The following is a 25,721-nucleotide window of genomic DNA, read 5'->3' on the forward strand; positions in this document are numbered from 1 at the left end:
TTGCCTCCGGTTAATGGGATGCGGCTGTCGCGGCGTCGGGAACGGCCTCGCCCTGCGCCGCGCGGTGTTTGATCAGCTGCTGGCTGATGGCCTCTACGCGGGCATCGGTGAGCTTGTAGAGCGACAGCATGATGAACATGCCCGCGTAGAGCACCACCGGCACCACGCAGAATAGAATTTTGATGGTGGTGAGCACCTCAACCGGCTGCACGCTGCTGCTGGCGGAGTAGTTGACGTACGCCAGGATCCAGCCCACCACCGCCCCGCCAATCGCCAGGCCAATCTTCAGGCTGAACAGGTAGGTGGAGAACACCAGCCCGTCGAGGCGGCGACCGCTGCGGCTCTCCTCGTAATCCACCACGTCAGAGGCCATCAGCCACTGCAGCGGCGTGGTGGTGTTGAAGACGAACAGGAAGAGGATGTTGAGGGCAAAAATCAGCGCGATGTGCTCCGCCGGGGTGACGAAAATCAGCAGGCTGATCAGCGAGTAGGCGACGATGATCCACTTGAAGGCGGTGACGCGGTCGAAGCGGCCCAGCAGGCGGGAGGAGCAGAGCGAGCCAAACATGGTGGCGAGGCTGCCGTAGAGTAAGAACTGGGTCGCCATCTCCGGGTGATCCATCACGTATTTCACGAAGTAGAGCGTCGCTCCGCCGCGCACCACGTTGGAGCAGGTCGCCATCATCTTGAACGCGCACATGATGCGCCACTGGCTGTTGCCCAGCAGCAGCCTGAGATCTTTCGCCACCGACGAGCCCGGCTGCACCTCAAAGGTGTAGCGCTCTTTGGTCGTAAAGAAGCAGACGTAGAGCAGCACCACGCCGCTCAGCCCCAGCACGCACATGGCGCCAAAATAGCCCACCTGCTCGTCCCCTTTGCCGATGATGCTTACCAGCGGCAGCGCGACGCCGCTGATGGCGAGCGAGCCCGCCGCCGCCAGGAAGAAGCGCCAGGACTGCAGGGCGTGACGCTCTTTCGGGTCGGCGGTGATGACGCCCGGCATGGCGCAGTACGGCACGTTAACGAAGGTGTAGACCAGGGTCAGGAGAATGTAGGTCACGCAGGCGTAGATGATCTTGCCCTGCGCGGAGAAGTCCGGCGTGTAGAAGGTCAGCACGCAGACGATGCCGAACGGGATGGCGCCCCACAGCAGGAACGGGCGGAACTGGCCGTGCCGCGTGCGGGTGCGGTCTACCAGCAGCCCCATCAGCGGGTCGGTGACGGCGTCGAGCACGCGGGAGACCAAAAACAGCGTGCCCATTATGCCCGCCGACAGGCCGAAGACGTCGGTGTAGAAATAGGCCAGCAGGAACATCGTGGCCTGCCAGACGAAGCCGCAGGCGGTGTCACCCAGCCCGTAGCCAATTTTGTCTTTCATGGTTAATTGCGTCATCAGAATTACACCCTTATGTAGTGTGCTGAATTACAACATCGTGTTAATGGAGTGTAATGAGCTGTTCAATTAACCAGCAATGGTCATATCTTATTTCCGAATTACGTTATTTTGCTTTTGTGACGCCGACGATATATCTCAACTCATTGTTTATATTGATAAATAACAGAAATGACAAAACCGTCCGCGGAATATTTCCCGCAGACGGTTTTATCTCTTAAAATAATTAAATGCCGAGCGCTTTTTTACCGGCGTTAATTACCTCAATGATTTTATCGGTGTCATAAATACAGCCTTTCCAGGTGCCGCCGCTCACCGACTGCAGCGCCGCCCACAGCCGGGTGTCGTCCGGCAAAAAGTCGTGGGCGTGCAGGTCCGGGTGCGTCTGCCGCCGCGCCAGCTCGCGCGCGCCCTCCTCCGGCGTCAGCGGGTTGTCCGCCGTGCCGATAAAGTTCACGCTGCCTGTTAACGTCAGGCGGTCCACCGCAATCTCGATGATGTCGTTATCGCGCAGCTTGCCAATCGGCCCGCCCGCCAGCGCCTCCGGCGACACGTGGCCGAAGCAGGCGCCCGTCGACACGCCGGAGAAGCGCGCATCGGTGATGAGCGACACCGTCTTGCCCCACGAAATATGCTTCAGCGCGGAGGTGAGCTGATAGGTCTCTTCCATGCCGGTGCCGGACGGCCCGCCGCCGATCACCACCATGATATCGCCCTGCTCAATCTCTTCCCGCTTGATGGCCCCGATCGCCTGCGCTTCCGAAACAAATACCCGCACCCGGCCGGTGTGGCGGTACACGCCATCTTCGTCCACCACCGACGGGTCGATCGCCGTGGCCTTGATCACCGAACCTTCCGGCGCAATGTTGCCCGTCGGGAAGCAGACCGTCGAGGTCAGCCCTTTCGCCTTTGCCTTCTCCGGCGGCAGGATCACGTCATCCGGATCCACGCCGTCCTGCTCGCGCAGGCACTGGCGGAAGCGCGCCCGGCGCTCGGACGCCTGCCACCAGTCGAGGTTCTCGCCCACCGTCTGGCCGGTGACGGTCATGGCGTCCAGGTGCAGCAGGCCGAGATCGCGCAGGTGGAGCATCACCTCCGGCACGCCGCCCGCGAGGAACGCGCGCACGGTCGGATGATAGTCCGGGCCGTTGGGCAGCACGCTCACCAGGCGCGGCACCCTGCGGTTGACGCGCGTCCAGTGCTCAACGTCCGGGATCGTACAGCCCGCCGCGTGGGCGATGGCCGGAATGTGCAGCAGTAAATTGGTGGAGCCGCCGAACGCCGCGTGGATCACCATCGCGTTTTCGATGGCTTTGTCGGTGAGGATATCGCGCGTGGTGATGCCGCGGTTATCCAGCTCGCTCACCGCGCGCGCCGACTGGCGGGCGATCTCCAGCCACACCGCCTGCCCGGACGGTGCCAGTGCGGAGTGCGGCAGCGCCAGGCCCAGCGCCTCCGCGACCACCTGCGAGGTGCCCGCCGTGCCGAGGAACTGACACCCGCCGCCCGGCGTCGCGCAGGCGCGGCAGCCCAGCTCGGCGGCCTCTTGCAGGGAGAGTTCGTGATTGGCGAAGCGCGCGCCGATGGTCTGCACCTTGCCCGCGTCCTCCCCGACGGTCGGCGGCAGCGTCGCCCCGCCCGGCACCAGAATGGTCGGCAGATTGTGCATCGCGGCCAGCGCAATCATGGTGGCGGGCAGCCCTTTATCGCAGGTTGCCACGCCGATCACCGCCCGGCGCGTCGGCAGGGAGCGGATCAGGCGGCGAAACACGATTGCCGCGTCGTTGCGGTATGGAAGGGAATCGAACATGCCGTGCGTGCCCTGCGAGCGCCCGTCGCACGGATCGCTGACGAAGGCCGCAAACGGGATCCCGCCGCTGCGTGTGATCTCTTTCGCCGCCGCCTGCATCTGCATGCCGATCTCCCAGTGCCCGGTGTGGTAGCCCAGCGCGATTGGGCGTCCGTCTCCGGCGCGGATGCCGCCCTGGGTGCCGATGATCAACACCTCTTTGCCGGTCAGCCTGTTGGCGTCCCAGCCCATCCCGGCGTTCTGCGTCATGCCGAACAGGTTGCCGCTGGGGGATTCCATCAGCATCTGCGGGGTCAGCGGCAGCGCGCCCTGCGGCCCCGCCGCGTGGGTGATCACCGCATAAAACGCGTCGTCCTGTGGGGTGAAAATTTTCTCAATGGTCATCGTTATCGTCCGGCTCAGCAGAGCTTGAGCTGTTGCAGCAGGGTTTTCAGCTGCGCCCTGCGCGGCTCGTCCAGCGGCGAGGCGGGCGGCAGCACGTGCGTGGAAATCGGGCGGCCGCAGAGCACAATCGCCTCTTTAATCACGTTCACAAACGGCGTATCCAGCTGATACATCTGCGGAATTTGCAGTAAGGTTTGATGATACTCAGCCGCTTTCGCCACGTCCCCGTCGCGCCAGGCTTTCAGAAGATTCACCGAAACCTGCGGTGCAAAGTTACCGCTCGCCGAGATCGCCCCGTCGCCGCCGAGCAGCAGAGTATTAAAGAGGTGATCGTCGTAGCCGCAGAGCACCGTGAAGCGCGGATGGGCGCCTTTGACGGTATGGATCATGCTGCGCAGGTGGGCGACGGAATCGATGGTGTCTTTGATGCCGATAATATTGCTGCGCGAGTCGGCAAGGGTTTTTATCAGCGCCGGAGTCAGATCCTGCCCGGTCAGCGCCGGGAAGTTATAGAGCATCACCGGCAGCGTGACGCTGTCGGCCACCTGCTCGAAATAGCGGATCAGGTTCGCTTCCGACACTTTCCAGTAGTAGGGGTTAATCACCACGATGCCGTCCGCGCCCGCCTGCTGCGCGTGCTGGCTCAGCTCAATGGTTTCCCGGGCGTTGGTGCCGCCGGTGCCGATCAGGACCGGCACGCGACGATCGACATGATCGATAGCAAAGCGGGCAATGGTTTTACGCTCTTCGGCGCTCAGCTGGGAGAACTCGCCGCCGCTGCCCAGGAAGAACAGGCCGTCAACGCCTGCTTTTATGAGATCGTCGATTAGCGCGGCGGTACCCGGCTTATCGAGCTGGCCGTCGGCGGTAAAAATGGTGGAGACAGGGGGAATGATTCCCGTGAACAACGCGGACTGCGGCATGAGATCTCCTTGCTGAATCATTTTGTTCTACATTATAGAACAGCGTTCATTAATTTAACGATCATACTATGACGCAGAAAAAGCGCAGGTAAATGGGAAGGGAAGAGGGAGTGCGGGAAATTTAAGCTGGATCACATTATGCGTGGGTGCGGTCTGGTGCCCTCACCCCTGCCCTCTCCCACAGGGAGAGGGAGTAAACCCGTTTAGCCGATCAGCATCTTTACCACAACCTTACGCACCTGCGCCGGTGCCCCCACCGCGCACAGCGGCTTATGCACTTCGCCCGGCCAGAACACCACAAAATCCCCTTCGCTCAGCACCACGGTTTTCTCCTGCTCGCCTTCCGGCAGGTACGCGATGTCTTTGTCCGCCAGCCAGTCGGTGTCCGGCGCGCCGTGCGGCAATGTGCTGAAGGTCATCCCTTCCTGTCCTTTCATCACGATCTGGATATCAAGATAGCGCGCATGGTACTCGGCGCGGCGCTCGGCGAACGGCTGGGTCATGTCTTCAGAGACCAGATAAAAGAGGCTGCTGCCGTTGATGTCGTGCTTGCCGAGCGGCGTGGCGTCGGTGACGTGGGCTTTAACGTGCTCAATGGCCTGGCGCAGCGCGTCAGGCAGCCAGGGTTGCAGATGGTGGATGTTGCCGATAATCATGTGAAATCCCTCTATGTAAAACAACGTTTCATTTTTATCTTTTATACGAGAGTTAAGACTGCCATACCAGCCCTTTTTCGAAGAGGTTTGCGCGAGCGCATGTTTATCGGGAAAGGTGTTAACCCACTGTTAATCCTGCCCAGGCATTTATGCAGGGGTTATGCATAACCTCGATCAGCGCTTATCGCACGGCTGTTCTAACCTCTTGATCATGCTCTCTAATTAACAAAACCCGTTGCCGCCTCACACTTTACTGTTTTGATAATTTGCTCTAAAAAACCATAATTATTTATTGATTTTTCTTAAGTCAAAAATAGTTAATTATGTTAATTGCATAGCCATTCTCACCATCAATATTTATCATTTAAAATCAATAATATAACAATACATTTCAAAACATTAAAATCTACAAAATAATAACAACCTCAAATAATGCCAGCGGATCCTGCTTAGCTATTCACCCCTTAATAATATGAAATTAATCATTATCTGATGCGAATCATGCAAATGAAAACAAACCCCTTAATATCCGGTTTCGCGTGAGCAATATCACAATACGGATTATTTAACTGCCTAGTATGAATCACGAAATCAATTGAGCTTAGCCGCCATGCAATTAAAAAAATCACATGGCGCATGCCCTTTTTATTCTGAAAAACAGTTAAAGGAATAATTATGGAAAAGCATTACGTCGGTTCTGAAATTGGTCAATTGCGTAGCGTTATGCTGCACCGCCCAAATTTAAGTCTGAAACGTTTAACGCCGTCGAACTGTCAGGAGCTGCTTTTCGATGACGTGCTCTCGGTTGAGCGGGCGGGTGAGGAGCATGACATCTTCGCCAACACGCTGCGCGAGCAGGGTGTGGAAGTCCTGCTGTTGACCGACCTTTTGACACAAACCCTTGATATTGCAGAAGCGAAAGCCTGGCTGCTGGATACCCAAATCTCCGACTATCGCCTCGGTCCAACCTTTGCCGGCGACGTGCGCGGCTGGCTGGCGGATATGCCGCACCGGGAACTGGCGCGCCGACTGAGCGGCGGATTAACCTACGGCGAAATTCCGGCGGTGATTAAAAATATGGTGGTGGATACCCACACGGCGAATGATTTTATCATGAAGCCGCTGCCTAACCATTTATTTACCCGCGATACCTCATGCTGGATTTATAACGGCGTCTCTATTAACCCAATGGCGAAACCGGCCCGTCAGCGTGAAACTAATAACCTGCGGGCAATATATCGCTGGCACCCGGCGTTTGCCGACGGCGATTTTATTAAATATTTCGGCGACGAGAATATTAATTACGACCACGCCACGTTAGAAGGCGGCGACGTACTGGTGATTGGCCGCGGCGCGGTGCTGATCGGCATGTCCGAGCGCACGACGCCGCAGGGCGTGGAGTTTCTCGCCAACAGCCTGTTCAAACACCGCCAGGCCGAGCGCGTGATCGCCGTTGAGCTGCCAAAACACCGCTCCTGCATGCACCTCGACACCGTGATGACCCACATCGACGTGGACACCTTCTCGGTCTACCCGGAAGTGGTGCGCAAGGACGCTCAGTGCTGGACGCTCACCCCGGACGGACGCGGCGGCCTGCTGCGCACGCAGGAAACCGACCTGCTCCACGCCATCGAGAAAGCGCTCGGCATTAACCAGGTGCGCCTGATCACCACCGGCGGCGACGCCTTTGAAGCCGAACGCGAGCAGTGGAACGACGCCAACAACGTGCTGACCATCCGCCCGGGCGTGGTGATCGGCTACGAGCGCAACGTCTGGACCAACGAGAAGTACGACAAAGCGGGCATCACCGTGCTGCCCATCCCGGGCGACGAACTCGGACGCGGCCGCGGCGGCGCGCGCTGCATGAGCTGCCCGCTGGAACGCGACGGAATTTAAAGGAGCCATCATGGAACGAAAACCCACTCTGGTTGTGGCCCTTGGCGGCAACGCGCTGCTCAAGCGCGGCGAGCCGCTGGAAGCCGAAATCCAGCGCCACAACATCGAGCAGGCCGCCCGCACCATCGCCGGGCTGACGGAACAGTGGCGCGTGGTGCTGGTGCACGGCAACGGGCCGCAGGTCGGGCTGCTAGCGCTGCAGAACAGCGCCTACGACAAAGTCACGCCCTACCCGCTGGACGTTCTCGGCGCCGAAAGCCAGGGAATGATCGGCTACATGCTCCAGCAGGCGCTGAAAAACAATCTGCCGCAGCGCGAGGTGAGCGTCCTGCTCACGCAGGTAGAAGTGGACGCCGCCGACCCGGCCTTCCGCAACCCGACCAAGTACATCGGCCCGGTGTACAGCGAAGCCCAGGCGAAAGCGCTGGCCGCGGAAAAAGGCTGGGTGTTCAGGGCCGACGGGAGCTACGTCCGCCGCGTGGTGCCGTCGCCGCAGCCGAAGCGCATCGTCGAGAGCGACGCCATCACGGCGCTGATCCAGCGCGATCACCTGGTGATCTGCAACGGCGGCGGCGGCGTGCCGGTAGTGGAGAACGCCAACGGCTATCGCGGCATTGAGGCGGTGATCGACAAAGACCTCTCCGCCGCCCTGCTGGCGAGGCAGATCGAGGCCGACGCCCTGCTGATCCTGACCGATGCCGACGCGGTGTACCTCGACTGGGGCAAGCCGACCCAGCGCCCGCTGGCGCAGGTGACGCCGGAGCTGCTCAGAGGCATGCAGTTCGACGCCGGATCGATGGGCCCGAAAGTGGCCGCCTGCCGCGAGTTTGTTGAAGCCTGCAACGGCATGGCCGGGATCGGCGCGCTCGCCGACGGCGCGGAGATCCTGGCGGGCGAGAAAGGCACGTTGATTCGTAACTGAGTCGTTTTCCCCTCACCCTAACCCTCTCCCTAAGGGAGAGGGGACGATTACACCCTCTCCCCATGGGAGAGGGCCGGGGTGAGGGCATCAGACAGCTAAATTTTTAAAAGGATTTCCCACATGACCATCAACCTGAAAAACCGTAACTTCCTGAAACTGCTGGACTACACCCCGGCGGAGATCCAGTACCTGATCGACCTCGCCATCGAGCTGAAGGCCGCCAAAAAAGCCGGACGTGAAAAGCAAACCCTGGTCGGGAAAAACATCGCCCTGATCTTTGAAAAAACCTCCACCCGCACCCGCTGCGCCTTCGAAGTGGGCGCGTTCGACCAGGGCGCGCAGGTGACCTACCTCGGCCCAAGCGGCTCGCAGATCGGCCATAAAGAGTCGATGAAGGACACCGCCCGCGTGCTGGGCCGCATGTATGACGGCATCGAATACCGAGGCTACGGCCAGGCCATCGTCGAAGAGCTGGGCGAATACGCGGGCGTGCCGGTGTGGAACGGCCTGACCGACGAGTTCCACCCCACGCAAATCCTCGCCGACCTGATGACCATGCTGGAGCACGCGCCGGGCAAAACCCTGCCGGAGCTGAGCTTTGCCTACCTGGGCGATGCGCGCAACAACATGGGCAACTCGCTGATGGTCGGCGCGGCCAAGATGGGGATGGATATCCGCCTCGTCGCGCCGAAATCCTTCTGGCCGGAAGCCGGGCTGGTTGAGCAGTGCCGCGCCATAGCCAAAGAGACGGGCGCGCGCATCACCCTCACCGACGACCTGGAAGAAGGCGTGCGGGGGACCGATTTCCTCTACACCGACGTGTGGGTCTCCATGGGCGAGCCGAAGGAAGCCTGGGCCGAGCGCGTCAGCCTGATGAAGCCGTATCAAATCAACGCGAACGTTATGAAAGCCACCGGCAACCCTAACGTCAAGTTCATGCACTGCCTGCCGGCGTTCCACAACGAGCACACCAAAGTGGGCCGCGAGATCGAGATGGCGTACGGCCTGAAGGGGCTGGAGGTGACGGAAGAGGTCTTCGAATCACCGAACTCCATCGTCTTCGACGAAGCAGAGAACCGCATGCACACCATTAAAGCGGTCATGGTGGCGACACTCGGCGACTAATCACCGCCCGGCGCGCCGCGGGGTGCGCCGGGTTTAAGGAGCACATCATGGGCAAGTTTAAGTTTCCTTCCGCTTACACCATTCTCTTTTTCCTGATTGCCGTTGTGGCGGCGCTGAGCTGGGTCGTCCCCGCCGGTCAGTACCAGATGGCGATGAACGAAACCCTCGGTAAAGAAGTCCCGATTGCCGGAACGTACGCGCACGTGGCGGCACATCCGCAGGGGCTGGTTTCCGTCCTGATGGCGCCCATCGCCGGGCTGTACGATCCGGTCTCCGGCCAGGCCGGGGCGATCGACGTCGCGCTGTTTATCCTGATCATCGGCGGTTTTCTCGGGATCGTCACCAAAACCGGGGCGATTGACGCAGGGATCGAGCGCGTCACCACCCGGCTGCGCGGGCGCGAGGAATGGATGATCCCGATCCTGATGGCGCTGTTTGCCGCGGGCGGCACGATTTACGGCATGGCCGAAGAGTCGCTGCCGTTCTACACCCTACTGGTGCCGGTGATGCTGGCCGCCCGGTTCGATCCGGTGGTCGCCGCCTCTACCGTGCTGCTCGGGGCGGGGATTGGCACGCTCGGCTCCACCATTAACCCGTTTGCCACGGTGATCGCCGCCAACGCTGCCGGGATCCCCTTTACTAACGGCATTGCCCTGCGCGTGGCGCTGCTGGTCATCGGCTGGATCATCTGCGTGGCGTGGGTGATGCGTTACGCCCGTAAGGTGCGCCAGGATCCGTCGCTGTCGATCGTGGCGGATAAACAGGAAGAGAACCGCGCCCACTTCCTCGGCGACAAGGGCGAACAGTCGCTGGAATTCACCCCGGTGCGCAAAATCATCCTGGTGATTTTCGCCCTCGCCTTCGCGGTGATGATCTACGGCGTGGCGGTGCTGGGCTGGTGGATGGCGGAGATCTCGGCGGTGTTTCTCGCCAGCGCGATTATCGTCGGCCTGATTGCCCGCATGAGCGAAGAGGAGCTGACGTCGACGTTTATCAACGGCGCGCGAGATTTGCTGGGCGTCGCGCTGATTATCGGCATCGCGCGCGGTATCGTAGTCATCATGGATAAGGGCATGATTACCCACACCATTTTGCACAGCGCGGAAGGGCTGGTCAGCGGGTTGTCCACGGTAGCGTTTATCAACGTGATGTACTGGCTGGAGGTCGTGCTGTCGTTTCTTGTGCCTTCTTCATCCGGCCTGGCCGTTCTGACGATGCCGATCATGGCGCCGCTTGCCGATTTCGCTAACGTCAACCGCGACCTGGTGGTGACGGCTTACCAGTCGGCCTCCGGCATCGTTAACCTCGTCACGCCCACTTCTGCCGTCGTGATGGGCGGGCTGGCTATCGCCCGCGTGCCCTACGTGCGTTATCTGAAATGGGTGGCGCCGCTGCTGGGCATTTTAACGGTGGTGATTATGGTGGCGTTAAGTCTGGGTGCCTTGTTGTGATTTGCCGGATGGCGCTGCGCTTATCCGGCCTACGGATCGGTGCGGTGCCACCGGTTATTTCAGGAACTGATATGGGAACTATGATGGATTACGAAGAGTACTCTCCCAAAGAGCAACTACAGCTGACGGTCTGCCAGCGCCTGATCGCAGAAAAGAGCTATCTCTCTCAGGAGGAGATCCGCCGGGATTTGCAGGAGCGTGGTTTTGAGACCATCAGCCAGTCCACCGTTTCACGTCTGCTTAAATTGCTCGGTGTCATAAAAATTCGAAATGCCAAAGGGCTAAAGATTTATTCGCTGAATCCCCAGCTGCGCCCTGCCCCCGACGCCGCGCGTACCGTGTCCGAAATGGTGGTCAGCGTCGAGCATAATAGCGAGTTTATCCTTGTTCATACCGTCGCCGGATATGGCCGCGCGGTGGCGCGTATTCTGGATTATCACCAGCTACCGGAAATTTTAGGCGTGGTGGCTGGCAGCAGTATCGTCTGGGTCGCGCCCCGGGTCGTGAAGCGCACCGCACTGGTGCATAAGCAAATTAATTATTTACTCAGAACGCATTAATATTCATAAAGAACCGTTTGCATTGAGTAAAGCGTGCATTAAATCGCTTGATCCGAAAAGCGAGCTGCGTATAATGCCCGACAATTTGCCGGGAGGAAGCATGGTCAAGCGTGTACGACATAACGTCTTACCGCGTCTGAAATCAGACGCTGGCCTGCCGTTTTTCTTCCCGTTGCTAAACCTATTCCCAGAGCCCCTCATTTGAGGGGCTTTTTTTTGCCCGGCGTCAGGAGATAAACATGAATCCGCTTTATCAAAAACACATCATTTCCATAAACGACCTCAGCCGCGAAGAGCTGGAACTGGTTCTGGAAACCGCGGCAAAACTGAAGGCCAATCCGCAACCGGAGCTGCTGAAGCACAAGGTGATTGCGAGCTGCTTCTTCGAAGCCTCGACCCGCACCCGCCTCTCCTTTGAAACCTCCATGCACCGCCTGGGCGCGAGCGTGGTGGGCTTCTCGGACAGCAGCAACACGTCGCTGGGTAAAAAAGGCGAGACCCTGGCGGATACTATTTCAGTGATCAGCACCTACGTCGACGCGATTGTGATGCGTCATCCGCAGGAGGGCGCGGCGCGTCTGGCGACCGAGTTTTCCGGCGGCATTCCGGTACTGAACGCCGGTGACGGTGCCAACCAGCACCCGACGCAGACCCTGCTGGATCTGTTCACCATTCAGGAGACGCAGGGCAAGCTCGAGAACCTGAATATTGCCATGGTCGGCGACCTGAAGTACGGCCGCACCGTCCACTCCCTGACCCAGGCGCTGGCGAAATTTAACGGCAACCGCTTCTTCTTCATCGCACCGGACGCGCTGGCGATGCCGCAGTACATTCTCGACATGCTGGATGAGAAAGGCATTCAGTGGAGCCTGCACGCCAGCATCGAAGAGGTGATGAGCCACGTGGATATTCTCTACATGACCCGCGTGCAGAAAGAGCGTCTGGACCCGTCCGAATACGCCAACGTGAAGGCGCAGTTCGTGCTGCGCGCCAGCGACCTCGAGGGCGCGCGCGACAATATGAAGGTGCTGCACCCGCTGCCGCGCATCGATGAGATCACCACAGACGTGGACAAAACGCCGCACGCCTGGTACTTCCAGCAGGCCGGAAACGGCATCTTCGCCCGCCAGGCGTTACTGGCACTGGTTCTGAATCGCGAATTGGCACTGTAAGGGGAAACGACCATGACACACGATAACAAACTCCAGGTTGAAGCCATCAAGCGCGGCACCGTGATTGACCACATCCCTGCGCAGGTGGGCTTTAAGCTGCTGACGCTGTTCAAACTGACCGAAACCGACCAGCGCATCACCATCGGCCTGAACCTGCCGTCCGGCGAGATGGGCCGCAAGGACCTGATCAAAATCGAGAATACCTTCCTGACCGACGAGCAGGTTAACCAGCTGTCGCTGTACGCGCCGGACGCCACCGTCAACCGCATCGACGAGTATGAAGTGGTGGGCAAATCCCGCCCGAGCCTGCCGGATCGCATCGAAAGCGTGCTGGTCTGCCCGAACAGCAACTGCATCAGCCATGCTGAACCGGTTTCCTCCAGCTTTGCAGTGAAAAAACGCGCCGATGACATCGCGCTCAAATGCAAATACTGCGAAAAAGAGTTTTCTCATTATGTGGTGCTGGCCAACTAATTGAGGTTGGTAATGAAATCCCGGCTGTTATAATGGCCGGGAACATTCTTAACGCTGTAATTCTGGAGAAAACATGAGCAAAGTACTCGCGACGGAAAATGCACCAGCGGCTATCGGCCCTTACGTTCAGGGCGTTGATCTGGGTAGCATGATCATCACTTCCGGGCAGATCCCGGTGAACCCACAAACCGGCGCGGTGCCGGAAGACGTCGCGGCACAGGCGCGTCAGTCGCTGGAAAACGTGCAGGCTATCGTTGAATCTGCGGGCCTGAAAGTGGGCGACATCGTCAAAACCACCGTTTTCGTGAAAGATCTGAACGATTTCGCGACCGTTAACGCCACTTACGAAGCGTTCTTCACCGAGCACAACGCAACCTTCCCGGCGCGCTCCTGCGTGGAAGTGGCCCGTCTGCCAAAAGACGTGAAAATTGAAATCGAAGCGATTGCGGTACGTCGCTAATTCGCTTTGGCGATAAAAAAAGGCAGCCCAGGCTGCCTTTTTTGTTGCTTGCTACTGATTCCGCGTCGCCCTGAGCAGCGTCTCCAGCGGATACACCGCCGCAATCACCACCTCGTCCTGGACCTTCGCCGCGCTATCCAGCTCGCCCTGAATCGACGCAATTTCTTTATCATCCAGCGTGCCCTGGCGCGCCACCAGATCCGTCAGCCTCAGGCCAATCGAGGCCAGCTTATCCACCTCCTGGATCACCGGCTTCATCGCCTTCAGCTGATAGCTGTTTTCGCTTAACGCCAGCGCGTCGCTGGTGTTGCTCTGCCAGCGGTTAAAGACGTGGCGCAGCGCGTCGGCGCTTTCCGCGTCTTCCGCATCGCTCACCAGGCGGTCCGCCCATTTTTTCATCTGGCGCACGGTGGCGCTTTCGGCGTTCAGCGCATCGGCGAAGCGGTTGAGCGGTTCGAACTGATGATAATTTCCCGCCTGGAACTTCAGGTGCTGGCGGGTGTAATACTGCGCGGGCTCTACCGCCTGAGCGAGGATCTGCAGCGGCAGCGTGTCGGCATTACCAGCAAGGCGCGTGAACTGCACCTGCTGCTGGGTATGCTGCTGCAGCCCGACCGACACCGTCGACCAGCTGTCCATCGCCTGCAGGCGGGTGTACATGTTATCGACGTCGTTGACGTCCTGCGCGGACCAAAGCCGCTCCGCCACCGCGAAGGTGCGCGGCCACAGGCGGATATCCAGAACCGGCGCCACCACGTTTTCCGCCCACAGCGCGGCTTCCCCGCCGAGCAGGTTGGCCTGATTCGCCACGTCCGGCACGACGGGCTGAATGCCTTTCGGCACCGCGTCCAGACGCGTGCCGCTGATTGGGTAACGCGTATTCCCCACCAGGAAATAGCCGGTGAGCTTGTCGTTATCAACGGAGACCACCGGGCGCGTTTCTCCCATCCAGGTGTCGACGCTAAACGTGACCTGATTGTCGTCACGCCATTCAATATCCTGCACCGCGCGGCGGGATTTCCCTGCAAAATCAATAAACCCGCGCCAGCCTGCGTCCCCTTTCACCAGCGTGAAGCTCCCCTCCACCGGCTTGCCCTTCAGGCGCGGCATGGAAAAGGCCCAGCTCTGGACGCTGTCCGTGTCTGCAATCACATCCACGCCGTTCAGCCCCTGCGGGACAATTTCGTTGCGGTAGTGATAGGCGGTGGACTGGGGCTGGTCGAGATAGAAACCGGTGGAGAGAATGCCCTTGTAGCCGTTCTGCGCCACCTGCCCCAGCGCGTCCTGGCCCTGCCAGGACTGGATCAGAATGCTTTTCGGCAGGTCGGGATGATAGATCTCGTCCCAGCCGACCATCTGCCGGTGGTGTTTCTCGAGGATCGTTTCCAGCTTGCGGTTGAAATACGCCTGCAGCGCGTGGCTGTCCGCCAGCCTGTTGTCGCGCATGAAATTCTGGATTGCGGCGTTCGCTTTCCACTGGCTGTCGTCGACCTCATCACCGCCGATATGCAGATACGGATCGGGGAATATCGCCGCCAGTTCGCTGACCATCGCGTCAGCAAAGGCGTAGGTTGCCTCTTTTGTGGGATCTAATACCGGCTTCAGCACGCCCCAGTGGCGCTCCATGGCGTACGGCCCCGGGGCGCTCATCAGCTCCGGATAGGCCACGGCAATCGCCGAGGCGTGGCCCGGCATGTCGATTTCCGGCACCACGCGGATACCGCGCTCGGCGGCGTAACGCACCACTTCGCGCATCTGTTCAGGCGTGTAGAACAGCCCGTCGCTGGCAAGCTGCGTCAGCTTAGGGTAGCGCTTCGAGCTGAAGCGCCAGCCCTGATCGTCGGTTAAGTGCCAGTGCAGGACGTTGAGCTTCGCCGCGGCCATGCCGTCGATCTGGCGCTTGATATCCGGCAGCGGAATAAAGTGACGAGCCGAGTCGAGCAGCAGCCCGCGCCACGAGAAGCGCGGCGAATCTTCAATGGTGACCCACGGCAGCGAGGTGTTTTCCGCCCCGTTCTGCATCAGCTGGAGCAGGGTTTCCATGGCGCGCAGCGCGCCGAAGCGGGTGTTGGCGGAGATATCGACGCCGTTGGCGTCCACCGTGAGCTTATAGCTTTCATCGCTGTCCGGCAGCGGCTGCGGTTTTACCTTTTTGGCAACCGCGATGCGGATGGTCGGTTTGTCTGGCTTTTCAGCCTGCGGCTGCAGCGTCCAGCCGGTTTGCAGGGCCATGCGCTGGCGCAGGCGGTTGACGGCGTCGCCCAGATCGTCGCCGCTGACGCTGACTGAGATTTTATCATTAAGCACCAGCGCACCCTGTGTCGTCGGGCGTTCAACCTTGGCAGGCCAGGGCATTAAGGGGAGATCGCCTGCCGGGGCGGCAAAGGCTGAGGCGCCGAGCATCAGCCCGGCGGTTAAGAGACTGTACCGTAACATGAATGTTCCTTATCTGACGGGCCAAATAAAGGCAAAACATTCTGTTAACATGCGCTCAATTTGTCGTCAAGCGAATGCGCCGACGGAGATCACAGGTTGTTGAATTTGGGAGGAAAGCCAGTCCCCTCTCCCCAAAGGGGCGAGGGTGAAAGGCGGCACCGAGCGGTCCCCTCTCCCTTCCAGGGAGAGGGTTAGGGTGAGGGTAAAAAATTACTGCCATCCATACCGACGCGCATAGAATCCTTTCACCATCTGCGTCAGCACCATATAGCCCGCGAGGATCGCCACCAGCCACGGGAAGTAGCTCAGCGGCAGCGCCTGCAGCTGCAGGTAGCTCGCCAGCGGGGAGAACGGCAGCGCGATACCGAGCGCCATCACAATCCCCGTCATCACAATCAGCGGCCACGCGGCGCGGCTCTGGATGAACGGAATGCGGCGGGTGCGGATCATATGCACAATCAGCGTCTGCGACAGCAGACCCACCACGAACCAGCCGGACTGGAACAGAGTCTGGTGTTCCGGGGTGTTGGCGTGGAACACAAACCACATCAGGCAGAAGGTCAGGATATCGAAGATGGAGCTGATCGGCCCAAAGAACAGCATAAAGCGCCCGAGATCCGCCGGGTTCCAGTGCTGCGGCTTCTGGATCTGCTCGTCGTCCACGTTATCAAACGGGATCGCCACCTGAGACACGTCGTACATCAGGTTCTGGATCAGCAGGTGCAGCGGCAGCATCGGCAGGAACGGCAGAAACGCGCTCGCCACCAGCACGCTGAAGACGTTACCGAAGTTGGAGCTGGCGGTCATTTTGATGTACTTGAGCATGTTGGCAAAGGTGCGGCGTCCTTCGATCACGCCCTCCTCCAGCACCATCAGACTCTTTTCCAGCAGAATGATATCCGCCGCTTCGCGGGCAATATCCACCGCGCCATCGACGGATATACCGATGTCCGCCGCACGCAGCGCGGGCGCGTCGTTGATGCCGTCGCCCATAAAGCCTACCACGTGCCCTTCGCGCTTGAGCAGGGTGACGATGCGCTCTTTGTGCATCGGCGTCAGGCGGGCAAACAGCGTGGTACGCTGGGCAAGCTTCGCCAGCTCGTCATCGGACAGGTGCTCAATATCGCTCCCCACCACCACGTCGCCCGCGTCCAGCCCCACTTCATGGCATACTTTGGCCGCCACCAGCTCGCTGTCGCCGGTGAGAATTTTGACGGTAATACCGCTCGCCTTCAGCGCCTTCAGCGCCGGCGCGGTGGTCTCTTTCGGCGGATCGAGGAAGGCGATGTAGCCCTCGAGGATCAGATCGGATTCGTCGATACGCTGATAGTCACCCTCGCGCGCGGGCAGGAACTTGCTCGCGACCGCCACCACGCGCAGCCCCTGACGGTTCAGGTTATCGGTGACGCGCCTGATGCGGCGCAGCATGGTGTCGTCCAGCGGCACAATGTCGCCGTTATAGCGAACCTGCTTCGACACGTTGAGGATCTCCTGCAGCGCCCCTTTGCAGATCAGCTGGTGCACGTCCGTCTGCTCGCTCACCACCACCGACATGCGGCGGCGCTCGAAGTCGAACGGGATCTCATCCACCTTCTGCCAGCGGCCGGAGAGCGTGCGGGCGGACTCCTCGTCCACCCCTTCCAGCACCGCGACGTCGAGCAGGTTTTTCAGCCCGGTCTGGTAATGGCTGTTCAGCCACGCGCTGTGCAGGACGCGCTCGCTGGTTTTGCCGGAGATATCGGTGTGGTTCTCCAGCACGATTTTGTCCTGCGTCAGGGTGCCGGTTTTATCGGTGCAGAGGATGTCCATCGCGCCAAAGTTTTGAATGGCGTCGAGGTGTTTGACGATCACTTTCTGTTTAGAGAGCTTCACCGCCCCGCGCGCCAGCGTGGAGGTGACAATCATCGGCAGCATTTCAGGTGTTAAGCCAACGGCCACGGAGAGCGCAAACAGGGCCGCCTCCCACCAGTCGCCTTTGGTGTAGCCGTTGATCAGCAGCACGATTGGCGTCATCACCATCATAAAGCGGATCAGCAGCATACTGACGCGGCCAATCCCTTTCTGGAAGGCGTTTGGCTCGCTCTCCTGCTCGCTGACGCGCCCGGCAAGCTGTCCAAACCAGGTGTTGCCCCCGGTGGCGGTGACAATCGCCTGCGCCGTACCGCTGACCACCGTGGTGCCCATAAAGCACAGGGTGTCGCATTCAAGAGGATTCATCTGCTGCGGGTCGCGGCTGCGCGCCACCTTTTCAACGGGCAGGGATTCCCCGGTCAGGGAGGCCTGCGCCACGAACAGATCGCGCGCCTGGATGATGCGTAAATCCGCCGGGATCATGTCCCCCGCGGCCAGCTTCACCAGATCGCCCGGCACCAGTTGGTCGATCGGCAGCTCCACCCAGGCATTTTCGCCGAGATCGTTAATCACGCGCGAGACGGTCGCGGTGTTGCTGACCATCGCCTTCAGGGCATCCGCCGCTTTGGTGGAGCGGGCCTCCTGAATAAAGTTCAGCAGCGTGGAGATACCCACCATCAGAGCGATCACGCCTGCGGCAAACAGATCTTCCGTCGCGTAAGAGATAAGGCCGAGCACGGTCAGCAGCAGGTTGAACGGGTTGCGGTAGCAGAGCCACAGGTGCACCCACCACGGAGACGGCTTCTGCGCCGGGATCTGGTTATCGCCGTGCACGGCGCGGATTTTTTCCACTTCGGCCGCGTTTAGCCCTTCCGGGTGTCCGCCGAACGCGCGCCAGACTTCGTTTTCATCCATCGCCGCCACGTTCAGGCAGCGTTCGGTCAGGGACGCGGGTATCGCGGTGCCCGCCATGTTTTTGGCGTTTGGCAGCGGGTCGCGCTGAACAAGACGGTGTGGCAGGTGGCGGCTCAGCAGGGCCTGCAGCTGCCGGGTGATATTTTTAAACATAGTCATTCCTCCGCATCCGCGAATGCGGACGCAGCAATTCCTTCAGGCGTGGCAAGGCCGTACCTGAGAGGCACTCAATTTTTCAAGCAGGAACGTTTATGACGTTGCTGCCTCACATCACCGGTGAGTCAGCAACAGGCTGGCTTACCGGAAAGAACGCATTCTCCCGTTCAGGAGAGGTGTGGGATCGGGATCCATGAAGCCTCCGGTAAGTAAAAAACAGGGTGTCGCCGCGCAGTCCAGGATTTAGACATACCCTTTATGACGATTCGGGCGGTATTATACTCCCCTGCAAATAAACCGAACGTAAACCAGACTTTGCCCATAGCGAAATCGCGCTATAGCATTAGGCTCAATTCACTACATCGTCGTTGTTACAGGGAATACAGCATGCAGAACCGCCTAACGATTAAAGACATCGCACGTTTAAGCGGCGTGGGGAAATCGACCGTCTCACGCGTGCTGAACAACGAAAGCGGCGTCAGCGAACGCACCCGCGAGCGCGTTGAGGCGGTCATGAATCAGCACGGTTTTTCCCCCTCCCGCTCCGCGCGCGCCATGCGCGGGCAGAGTGACAAAGTCGTCGCCATCATTGTCTCGCGCCTGGACTCTCTGTCTGAAAACCTCGCCGTGCAGACCATGCTGCCCGCCTTTTATGAGCAGGGGTATGATCCGATCATGATGGAGAGCCAGTTCTCTGTGCAGCTGGTCGAAGAGCATCTGGGTATGCTCCAGCGGCGCAACATTGATGGCGTGGTGCTGTTCGGTTTTACCGGCATTAAAGACGAGATGCTGAAACCCTGGCAGCCGTCGCTGGTGCTGCTGGCGCGCGATGCCAGCGGGTTTGCGTCCGTCTGCTACGACGATGAAGGCGCGATTATCACCCTGATGCAGCGCCTGTTTGACGAAGGCCATCGCCACATCAGCTTCCTCGGGGTACCGCATGCGGACGTCACCACCGGCAAGCGCCGGCATGAGGCCTACCTGGCCTTTTGCAAAAAACACAATCTCTCCGCCGTGGCCTCCCTGCCGGGGCTGGGCATGAAGCAGGGCTACGAGCAGGTCGCCAGCGTCCTGACGCCGCAGACCACCGCGCTGGTGTGCGCCACGGATACCCTTGCGCTGGGTGCCAGCAAATATCTGCAGGAGCAGCGCATCGATAACCTGCAGGTGGCGAGCGTCGGCAGCACGCCGCTGATGAAGTTCCTGCACCCGGAGATCATCACCGTCGATCCGGGCTACGCCGAGTCCGGCAGACAGGCCGCCGCGCAGCTGATCGAGCAGATCAACGGGCGCGCTGACCCACGTCAGATCGTCATTCCCGCCCACCTTTCGTAACCCCCCTAAAACAGATTATTGTGATCTTCGCCCGATTTCGGGAACGTTCCCATTTTCGCCGTCACGCTGAAGGAGTAGGCTTGCGCTCAGGTCATTACACCCCCCTCACCATCTGTCATGAGGTTTCATGATGAGTAAAGTCAAACAAGCAGATATCGATCGGCTGATCGTCCTGGTCGGCGGACGCGAAAACATCGCTACCGTCAGCCATTGCATTACCCGCCTGCGCTTCGTGCTGAACGATCCGGCCAAAGCCAATCCAAAGGCCATTGAAGAACTTTCCATGGTCAAAGGCTGCTTCACCAACGCCGGGCAGTTCCAGGTCGTTATTGGTACCGAAGTGGGCGATTACTATCAGGCTCTGCTGGCGACAACCGGGCACTCTTCTGCCGATAAAGAGCAGGCGAAGAAGGCCGCGCGCCAGAATATGAAGTGGCACGAGCAGCTGATTTCCCACTTCGCGGAAATTTTCTTCCCGCTGCTGCCCGCGCTGATCAGCGGGGGCTTAATCTTAGGCTTCCGTAACGTCATCGGCGATGTGCCGATGAGCGACGGTAAAACCCTGGCGCAGATGTATCCGGCGCTGAAAACCGTTTACGATTTTCTGTGGCTGATTGGCGAGGCCATCTTCTTCTATCTGCCGGTCGGGATTTGCTGGTCCGCGGTGCGCAAAATGGGCGGCACGCCGATTCTCGGAATCGTGCTGGGCGTCACGCTGGTCTCTCCACAGTTAATGAACGCTTACTTACTTGGGCAACAGGTGCCGGAAGTGTGGAACTTCGGCCTGTTTACCATCGCCAAAGTGGGCTATCAGGCGCAGGTTATCCCTGCACTTCTGGCCGGTCTGGCACTCGGCTTTATTGAAACGCGCCTGAAGCGCATCGTTCCGGATTACCTCTATCTGGTGGTGGTGCCGGTCTGCTCGCTGATCCTGGCGGTGTTCCTGGCGCACGCCTTTATCGGTCCGTTTGGCCGCATGATTGGCGACGGCGTAGCCTTCGCGGTGCGTCACCTGATGACCGGCAGCTTCGCGCCAGTCGGTGCCGCGCTGTTTGGCTTCCTGTACGCCCCGCTGGTGATCACCGGCGTGCACCAGACCACGCTGGCTATCGACATGCAGATGATCCAGAGCCTCGGCGGCACGCCGGTCTGGCCGATTATCGCCCTGTCTAACATTGCGCAGGCGTCGGCAGTTACCGGCATCATCATCGTCAGCCGCAAGCACAACGAGCGTGAGATCTCCGTTCCGGCGGCCATCTCCGCCTACCTCGGCGTCACCGAACCGGCGATGTACGGTATCAACCTGAAATACCGCTTCCCGATGCTCTGCGCGATGATCGGTTCCGGTCTGGCGGGCCTGGTGTGCGGTCTGAACGGCGTGATGGCGAACGGGATTGGCGTCGGCGGCCTGCCGGGCATCCTCTCCATCCAGCCCGCTTACTGGCAGGTGTTTGCCCTGGCGATGGCCATCGCGATCATCGTCCCAATGGCGCTCACCACCGTGGTTTACCAGCGTAAGTTCCGTCAGGGCTCGCTGCAGATTGTTTAACTTCTTCTTTCGGGGCGCAGTTGCGCCCCTTCGCATTTGCAGGAACGCACTATGAATACCCTTCCTCACTGGTGGCAGAACGGCGTCATCTATCAGATTTACCCAAAGAGCTTCCAGGACACCACCGGCAGCGGCACCGGCGATCTGCGCGGCGTGACGCAGCGTCTGGACTACCTGAAAACCCTCGGCATCGACGCCATCTGGCTGACGCCATTTTATATCTCCCCGCAGGTGGATAACGGCTACGACGTGGCGAATTACACCGCCATCGATCCGGCCTACGGTACGCTGGATGATTTCGACGAGCTGGTTGCCCGGGCGCACGAGCGCGGCATTCGCATCGTGCTGGATATGGTGTTTAACCACACCTCCACGCAGCACGCCTGGTTCCGCGAATCGCTGAACAAAGCGAGCCCGTACCGCCAGTTCTACATCTGGCGCGACGGCACGCCGGAGCAGCTTCCCAACAACTGGCGCTCCAAGTTTGGCGGCAACGCCTGGCGCTGGCACGCCGAGAGCGAGCAGTATTACCTGCACCTGTTCGCTCCGGAGCAGGCGGATCTCAACTGGGAAAACCCTGAAGTGCGCGCCGAGCTGAAAAAGGTATGCGAGTTCTGGGCCGATCGCGGCGTGGACGGCCTGCGTCTCGACGTGATTAACCTGATTTCAAAAGACCAGGATTTCCCGGACGACAACATCGGAGACGGTCGCCGCTTCTACACCGACGGGCCGCGCGTTCACGAATATCTGCAGGAGATGAGCCGCGACGTCTTCACCCCACGCAACCTGATGACGGTGGGCGAGATGTCCTCGACCTCGCTGGAGAACTGCCAGCAGTACGCCTCGCTCGACGGACGCGAGCTGTCGATGACCTTTAACTTCCACCACCTGAAGGTGGACTACCCCGGCGGCGAAAAATGGACGAAGGCGAAGCCGGACTTCGTGGCGCTGAAAACCCTCTTCCGCCACTGGCAGCAGGGGATGCACAACAGGGCCTGGAACGCGCTGTTCTGGTGTAACCACGATCAGCCGCGCATCGTGTCGCGCTTTGGTGACGAAGGAGAATACCGCGTTCAGGCCGCGAAGATGCTCGGCATGGTGCTGCACGGCATGCAGGGCACGCCGTATATCTACCAGGGCGAAGAGCTGGGGATGACCAACCCGCACTTCAGCCGCATTACCGACTATCGCGACGTGGAGAGCCTGAACATGTTTGCGGAACTGCGGGCCAGCGGCCGCGAGCCGGATGAACTGCTGGCGATTCTGGCGAGTAAGTCTCGTGATAACGGTCGAACCCCAATGCAGTGGGACGCCTCGCACAATGCGGGCTTTACCGAGGGCGAGCCGTGGATTGGCGTCTGCGATAACTACGAAACCGTGAACGCCCGTGCGGCGCTGGACGACCCGGATTCGGTGTTCTACACCTACCGGTCGCTGATTAGCCTGCGCAAAACCCTGCCGGTGCTGACGTGGGGAGATTATGAAGATCTCCTGCCGGAACATCCTTCTCTTTGGTGCTACCGTCGTCAGTGGCAGGGGCAGACGCTGATAGTGGCGGCAAACCTGAGTCCTACGCCTCAGGAATGGCAGACAGACGCTCTCAGCGATAAGTCGCAGATGCTGATGAGTAACTACCCGGCACCGCAAACGACGTCGCTGCGTCCGTTTGAAGCCGTCTGGTGGCTGCAGGAGTAACTTTCCCTGCCGGGTGCGGCTCAGCACCCGGCTTATTTTACTGTTTTTGTTGAATAATTAATCAGATTTTTCTCGCTCGCCTTTACAATCGCTGAAGCGCCCGCCGTTTGTACTCTCGTCTTTTTACTTTGTTCTGCATCAAATAAATCGCAAACATGTTTGATGCAAATCACTATATGTAGCACTTAAAATGCACGCCGACCCAACATCTTGTATTTATCGTCTACTATTCCAACAACAAGACGGCGCTTACGCTGGCCGGAATTGTGGATAACACGAGCTGGGAACGCGGGAAGTCTTTGGCCCGGCGGGGAATACGCCCGGTGAATACTTCTCCACCTCTGTGGATAACCTGTTTTCAAAAAATGGAGTGATCATGACACCGCATGTGATGAAACGTGATGGCTGTAAAGTGCCGTTTAAATCAGAGCGCATCCAGGAAGCCATTCTGCGTGCAGCTAAAGCAGCGGGAGTCGATGACGCAGATTACTGCGCCACCGTCGCAGAAGTCGTTAGCAGCCAGATGAACGAACGCAGCCAGGTTGATATCAACGAGATCCAGACCGCGGTTGAGAACCAGCTGATGGCGGGGCCTTACAAGCAGCTGGCGCGCGCCTACATTGAGTACCGTCACGATCGTGACGTGCAGCGTGAGAAGCGCGGTCGTCTGAACCAGGAGATCCGTGGCCTGGTGGAGCAGACCAACTCCGCCCTGCTCAATGAAAACGCCAATAAAGACAGCAAAGTGATCCCGACCCAGCGCGACCTGCTGGCCGGTATCGTCGCCAAACACTATGCCCGTCAGCATCTGCTGCCGCGCGACGTGGTGTCGGCGCACGAGCGCGGCGAGATCCACTACCACGATCTCGACTATTCGCCGTTCTTCCCGATGTTCAACTGCATGCTGATCGACCTGAAAGGCATGCTGACCCACGGTTTTAAAATGGGTAACGCAGAGATTGAACCGCCTAAGTCGATCTCCACGGCCACCGCCGTCACCGCGCAGATTATCGCTCAGGTCGCCAGCCATATTTATGGCGGCACCACGATTAACCGCATTGATGAAGTGCTGGCCCCGTTCGTGACGGCAAGCTTCAACAAGCATCGTAAAACGGCCGAAGAGTGGCAGATCCCGGACGCTGACGGCTACGCGCACTCCCGCACCGAGAAAGAGTGCTACGACGCCTTCCAGTCGCTGGAATATGAGGTAAACACGCTGCACACCGCCAACGGCCAGACGCCGTTTGTGACCTTCGGTTTTGGTCTGGGCACCAGCTGGGAATCGCGCCTGATCCAGCAGTCCATCCTGCGCAACCGCATTTCCGGCCTCGGCAAGAACCGCAAAACGGCGGTGTTCCCGAAACTGGTATTCGCTATCCGCGACGGCCTGAACCACAAGTTTGGCGATCCGAACTACGACATCAAACAGCTGGCGCTGGAGTGCGCGAGCAAGCGCATGTACCCGGACATCCTGAACTACGATCAGGTCGTCAAAGTGACCGGTTCATTTAAAACGCCAATGGGCTGCCGCAGCTTCCTCGGCGTGTACGAAGATGAAAACGGCGAGCAGATCCACGACGGGCGCAACAACCTGGGCGTTATCAGCCTGAACCTGCCGCGCATCGCGCTGGAGGCGAAAGGTAACGAAGATGAATTCTGGACGCTGCTGGACGAGCGTCTGCAGCTGGCGCGTAAGGCGCTGATGACCCGCATTGCGCGCCTTGAAGGGGTCAAAGCCCGCGTCGCGCCGATCCTTTATATGGAAGGGGCCTGCGGCGTGCGCCTGAAAGCGGACGATGACGTGTCGGAGATCTTCAAAAACGGTCGCGCGTCCATTTCGCTGGGCTATATCGGCATTCACGAGACCATCAACGCCCTGGCGGGCGATACGCATATGTACGACAGCGAGGCCCTGCGTGAGAAAGGCATCGCGATTGTTCAGCGCCTGCGCGACGCGGTAGACCAGTGGAAAGAGGAAACCGGCTACGGGTTTAGCCTCTACAGCACGCCGAGCGAGAACCTGTGCGACCGCTTCTGCCGTCTGGACACCGCCGAGTTCGGGATTGTGGAAGGCGTGACCGACAAAGGGTATTACACCAACAGCTTCCACCTCGACGTGGAGAAAAAGGTGAACCCGTACGACAAGATCGACTTCGAAGCGGCGTATCCGCCGATCGCCAGCGGCGGGTTCATCTGCTACGGCGAGTATCCGAACATTCAGCACAACCTGAAGGCGCTGGAAGACGTGTGGGATTACAGCTATCAGCACGTGCCGTATTACGGAACCAACACGCCAATCGACGAGTGCTACGAGTGCGGCTTTACCGGCGAGTTCGAGTGTACGAGCAAAGGCTTCACCTGCCCGAAATGCGGCAACCACGATGCGGCCCGCGTCTCCGTGACCCGTCGCGTGTGCGGCTATCTCGGCAGCCCGGACGCGCGTCCGTTTAACGCCGGCAAGCAAGAAGAGGTGAAGCGTCGCGTGAAGCATTTGGGGAATGGGCAGATCGGGTAAGTTCTGCGCAGGGTTCTCCCCCTCACCCTACCCCTCTCCCTGT

19 protein-coding genes and 1 pseudogene are annotated in these 25,721 nt (G+C 59.5%); 13 read left to right on the forward strand and 7 right to left on the reverse strand.

Annotated elements, in window-relative coordinates; translation table 11 throughout:
* Positions 1–10 precede the first annotated feature (10 nt).
* The 4 genes from BJ885_RS17960 to BJ885_RS17975 form a co-directional block, all read right to left on the reverse strand.
* A complete protein-coding gene (locus tag BJ885_RS17960) occupies positions 11–1,393 on the reverse strand; it encodes an MFS transporter (RefSeq protein WP_121932382.1) in 1,383 nt (460 codons plus the stop codon).
* A gap of 226 nt (positions 1,394–1,619) precedes the next feature.
* Positions 1,620–3,587, reverse strand: coding sequence for a xylonate dehydratase YagF (yagF, locus tag BJ885_RS17965; RefSeq protein ID WP_121932381.1), 1,968 nt, complete (start codon positions 3,585–3,587; stop codon positions 1,620–1,622).
* Positions 3,588–3,601: 14 nt separating this feature from the next.
* Positions 3,602–4,510, reverse strand: coding sequence for a 2-keto-3-deoxygluconate aldolase (gene yagE / locus BJ885_RS17970; RefSeq protein WP_121932380.1), 909 nt, complete (start codon positions 4,508–4,510; stop codon positions 3,602–3,604).
* A 203-nt stretch (positions 4,511–4,713) separates the two neighbouring features.
* A complete protein-coding gene (locus BJ885_RS17975; RefSeq protein WP_121932379.1) occupies positions 4,714–5,166 on the reverse strand; it encodes a YhcH/YjgK/YiaL family protein in 453 nt (150 codons plus the stop codon).
* 675 nt (positions 5,167–5,841) lie between these two features.
* Between BJ885_RS17975 and arcA the strand changes: the two genes are divergently transcribed.
* From arcA to BJ885_RS18000, 5 genes are all read left to right on the forward strand, one after another.
* Positions 5,842–7,062: an arginine deiminase gene (gene arcA, locus BJ885_RS17980; protein WP_121932378.1), complete on the forward strand. Its 1,221-nt coding sequence runs from the start codon at positions 5,842–5,844 to the stop codon at positions 7,060–7,062.
* A gap of 10 nt (positions 7,063–7,072) precedes the next feature.
* The gene (arcC, locus tag BJ885_RS17985; protein WP_121932377.1) at positions 7,073–7,984 is read left to right on the forward strand and encodes a carbamate kinase; all 912 of its coding nucleotides are present in this window, start codon (positions 7,073–7,075) and stop codon (positions 7,982–7,984) included.
* A 120-nt stretch (positions 7,985–8,104) separates the two neighbouring features.
* Positions 8,105–9,109 carry an ornithine carbamoyltransferase gene (argF, locus tag BJ885_RS17990; RefSeq protein ID WP_121932376.1) on the forward strand — a complete coding sequence of 335 codons (1,005 nt, stop codon included), beginning with the start codon at positions 8,105–8,107 and terminating at the stop codon, positions 9,107–9,109.
* Positions 9,110–9,156: 47 nt separating this feature from the next.
* Complete coding sequence (locus tag BJ885_RS17995; protein ID WP_029739273.1) at positions 9,157–10,560, forward strand: YfcC family protein; 1,404 nt, start codon at positions 9,157–9,159, stop codon at positions 10,558–10,560.
* Between the two features lie 80 nt (positions 10,561–10,640).
* Positions 10,641–11,120 (forward strand): arginine repressor, encoded by a 480-nt coding sequence (locus BJ885_RS18000; RefSeq protein ID WP_029739272.1) that lies wholly within the window; start codon positions 10,641–10,643, stop codon positions 11,118–11,120.
* A gap of 3 nt (positions 11,121–11,123) precedes the next feature.
* Here the strand turns inward: BJ885_RS18000 and BJ885_RS18005 are convergent.
* A pseudogene (locus BJ885_RS18005) lies at positions 11,124–11,241 on the reverse strand (hypothetical protein).
* Between BJ885_RS18005 and BJ885_RS18010 the strand changes: the two are divergent.
* From BJ885_RS18010 to ridA, 4 genes are all read left to right on the forward strand, one after another.
* Positions 11,221–11,325: a pyrBI operon leader peptide gene (locus BJ885_RS18010; RefSeq protein WP_022646880.1), complete on the forward strand. Its 105-nt coding sequence runs from the start codon at positions 11,221–11,223 to the stop codon at positions 11,323–11,325. The pseudogene BJ885_RS18005 and the gene BJ885_RS18010 sit on opposite strands and share 21 nt — an antisense overlap.
* 34 nt (positions 11,326–11,359) lie before the next feature.
* A complete protein-coding gene (gene pyrB / locus BJ885_RS18015; protein WP_023310198.1) occupies positions 11,360–12,292 on the forward strand; it encodes an aspartate carbamoyltransferase in 933 nt (310 codons plus the stop codon).
* A gap of 12 nt (positions 12,293–12,304) precedes the next feature.
* On the forward strand, positions 12,305–12,766 hold the full coding sequence (gene pyrI / locus BJ885_RS18020; protein WP_023310197.1) for an aspartate carbamoyltransferase regulatory subunit: 462 nt from the start codon (positions 12,305–12,307) through the stop codon (positions 12,764–12,766).
* Between the two features lie 73 nt (positions 12,767–12,839).
* The gene (ridA, locus tag BJ885_RS18025) at positions 12,840–13,226 is read left to right on the forward strand and encodes a 2-iminobutanoate/2-iminopropanoate deaminase (RefSeq protein WP_121932375.1); all 387 of its coding nucleotides are present in this window, start codon (positions 12,840–12,842) and stop codon (positions 13,224–13,226) included.
* 51 nt (positions 13,227–13,277) lie between these two features.
* Here ridA and BJ885_RS18030 read toward each other — a convergent pair whose 3' ends face one another.
* Positions 13,278–15,662, reverse strand: coding sequence for a beta-N-acetylhexosaminidase (locus tag BJ885_RS18030; RefSeq protein ID WP_121932374.1), 2,385 nt, complete (start codon positions 15,660–15,662; stop codon positions 13,278–13,280).
* A 210-nt stretch (positions 15,663–15,872) separates the two neighbouring features.
* Positions 15,873–18,581: a magnesium-translocating P-type ATPase gene (gene mgtA / locus BJ885_RS18035; RefSeq protein ID WP_121932373.1), complete on the reverse strand. Its 2,709-nt coding sequence runs from the start codon at positions 18,579–18,581 to the stop codon at positions 15,873–15,875.
* Between the two features lie 390 nt (positions 18,582–18,971).
* Between mgtA and treR the strand changes: the two genes are divergently transcribed.
* The 4 genes from treR (at position 18,972) to nrdD (ending at position 25,678) form a co-directional block, all read left to right on the forward strand.
* Positions 18,972–19,919 carry a trehalose operon repressor TreR gene (gene treR / locus BJ885_RS18040; RefSeq protein WP_121932372.1) on the forward strand — a complete coding sequence of 316 codons (948 nt, stop codon included), beginning with the start codon at positions 18,972–18,974 and terminating at the stop codon, positions 19,917–19,919.
* Positions 19,920–20,049: 130 nt separating this feature from the next.
* Positions 20,050–21,468, forward strand: coding sequence for a PTS trehalose transporter subunit IIBC (gene treB / locus BJ885_RS18045; protein WP_121932530.1), 1,419 nt, complete (start codon positions 20,050–20,052; stop codon positions 21,466–21,468).
* A 51-nt stretch (positions 21,469–21,519) separates the two neighbouring features.
* Positions 21,520–23,163, forward strand: coding sequence for an alpha,alpha-phosphotrehalase (gene treC, locus BJ885_RS18050; RefSeq protein WP_121932371.1), 1,644 nt, complete (start codon positions 21,520–21,522; stop codon positions 23,161–23,163).
* A gap of 376 nt (positions 23,164–23,539) precedes the next feature.
* Positions 23,540–25,678, forward strand: a complete 2,139-nt coding sequence (gene nrdD, locus BJ885_RS18055) for an anaerobic ribonucleoside-triphosphate reductase (RefSeq protein ID WP_121932370.1) — start codon at positions 23,540–23,542, stop codon at positions 25,676–25,678.
* Positions 25,679–25,721: the final 43 nt, after the last annotated feature.

This window comes from Enterobacter sp. WP_7_1 (assembly GCF_003688535.1).
GTDB classification, from domain to species: Bacteria; Pseudomonadota; Gammaproteobacteria; order Enterobacterales; family Enterobacteriaceae; genus Enterobacter; species Enterobacter asburiae.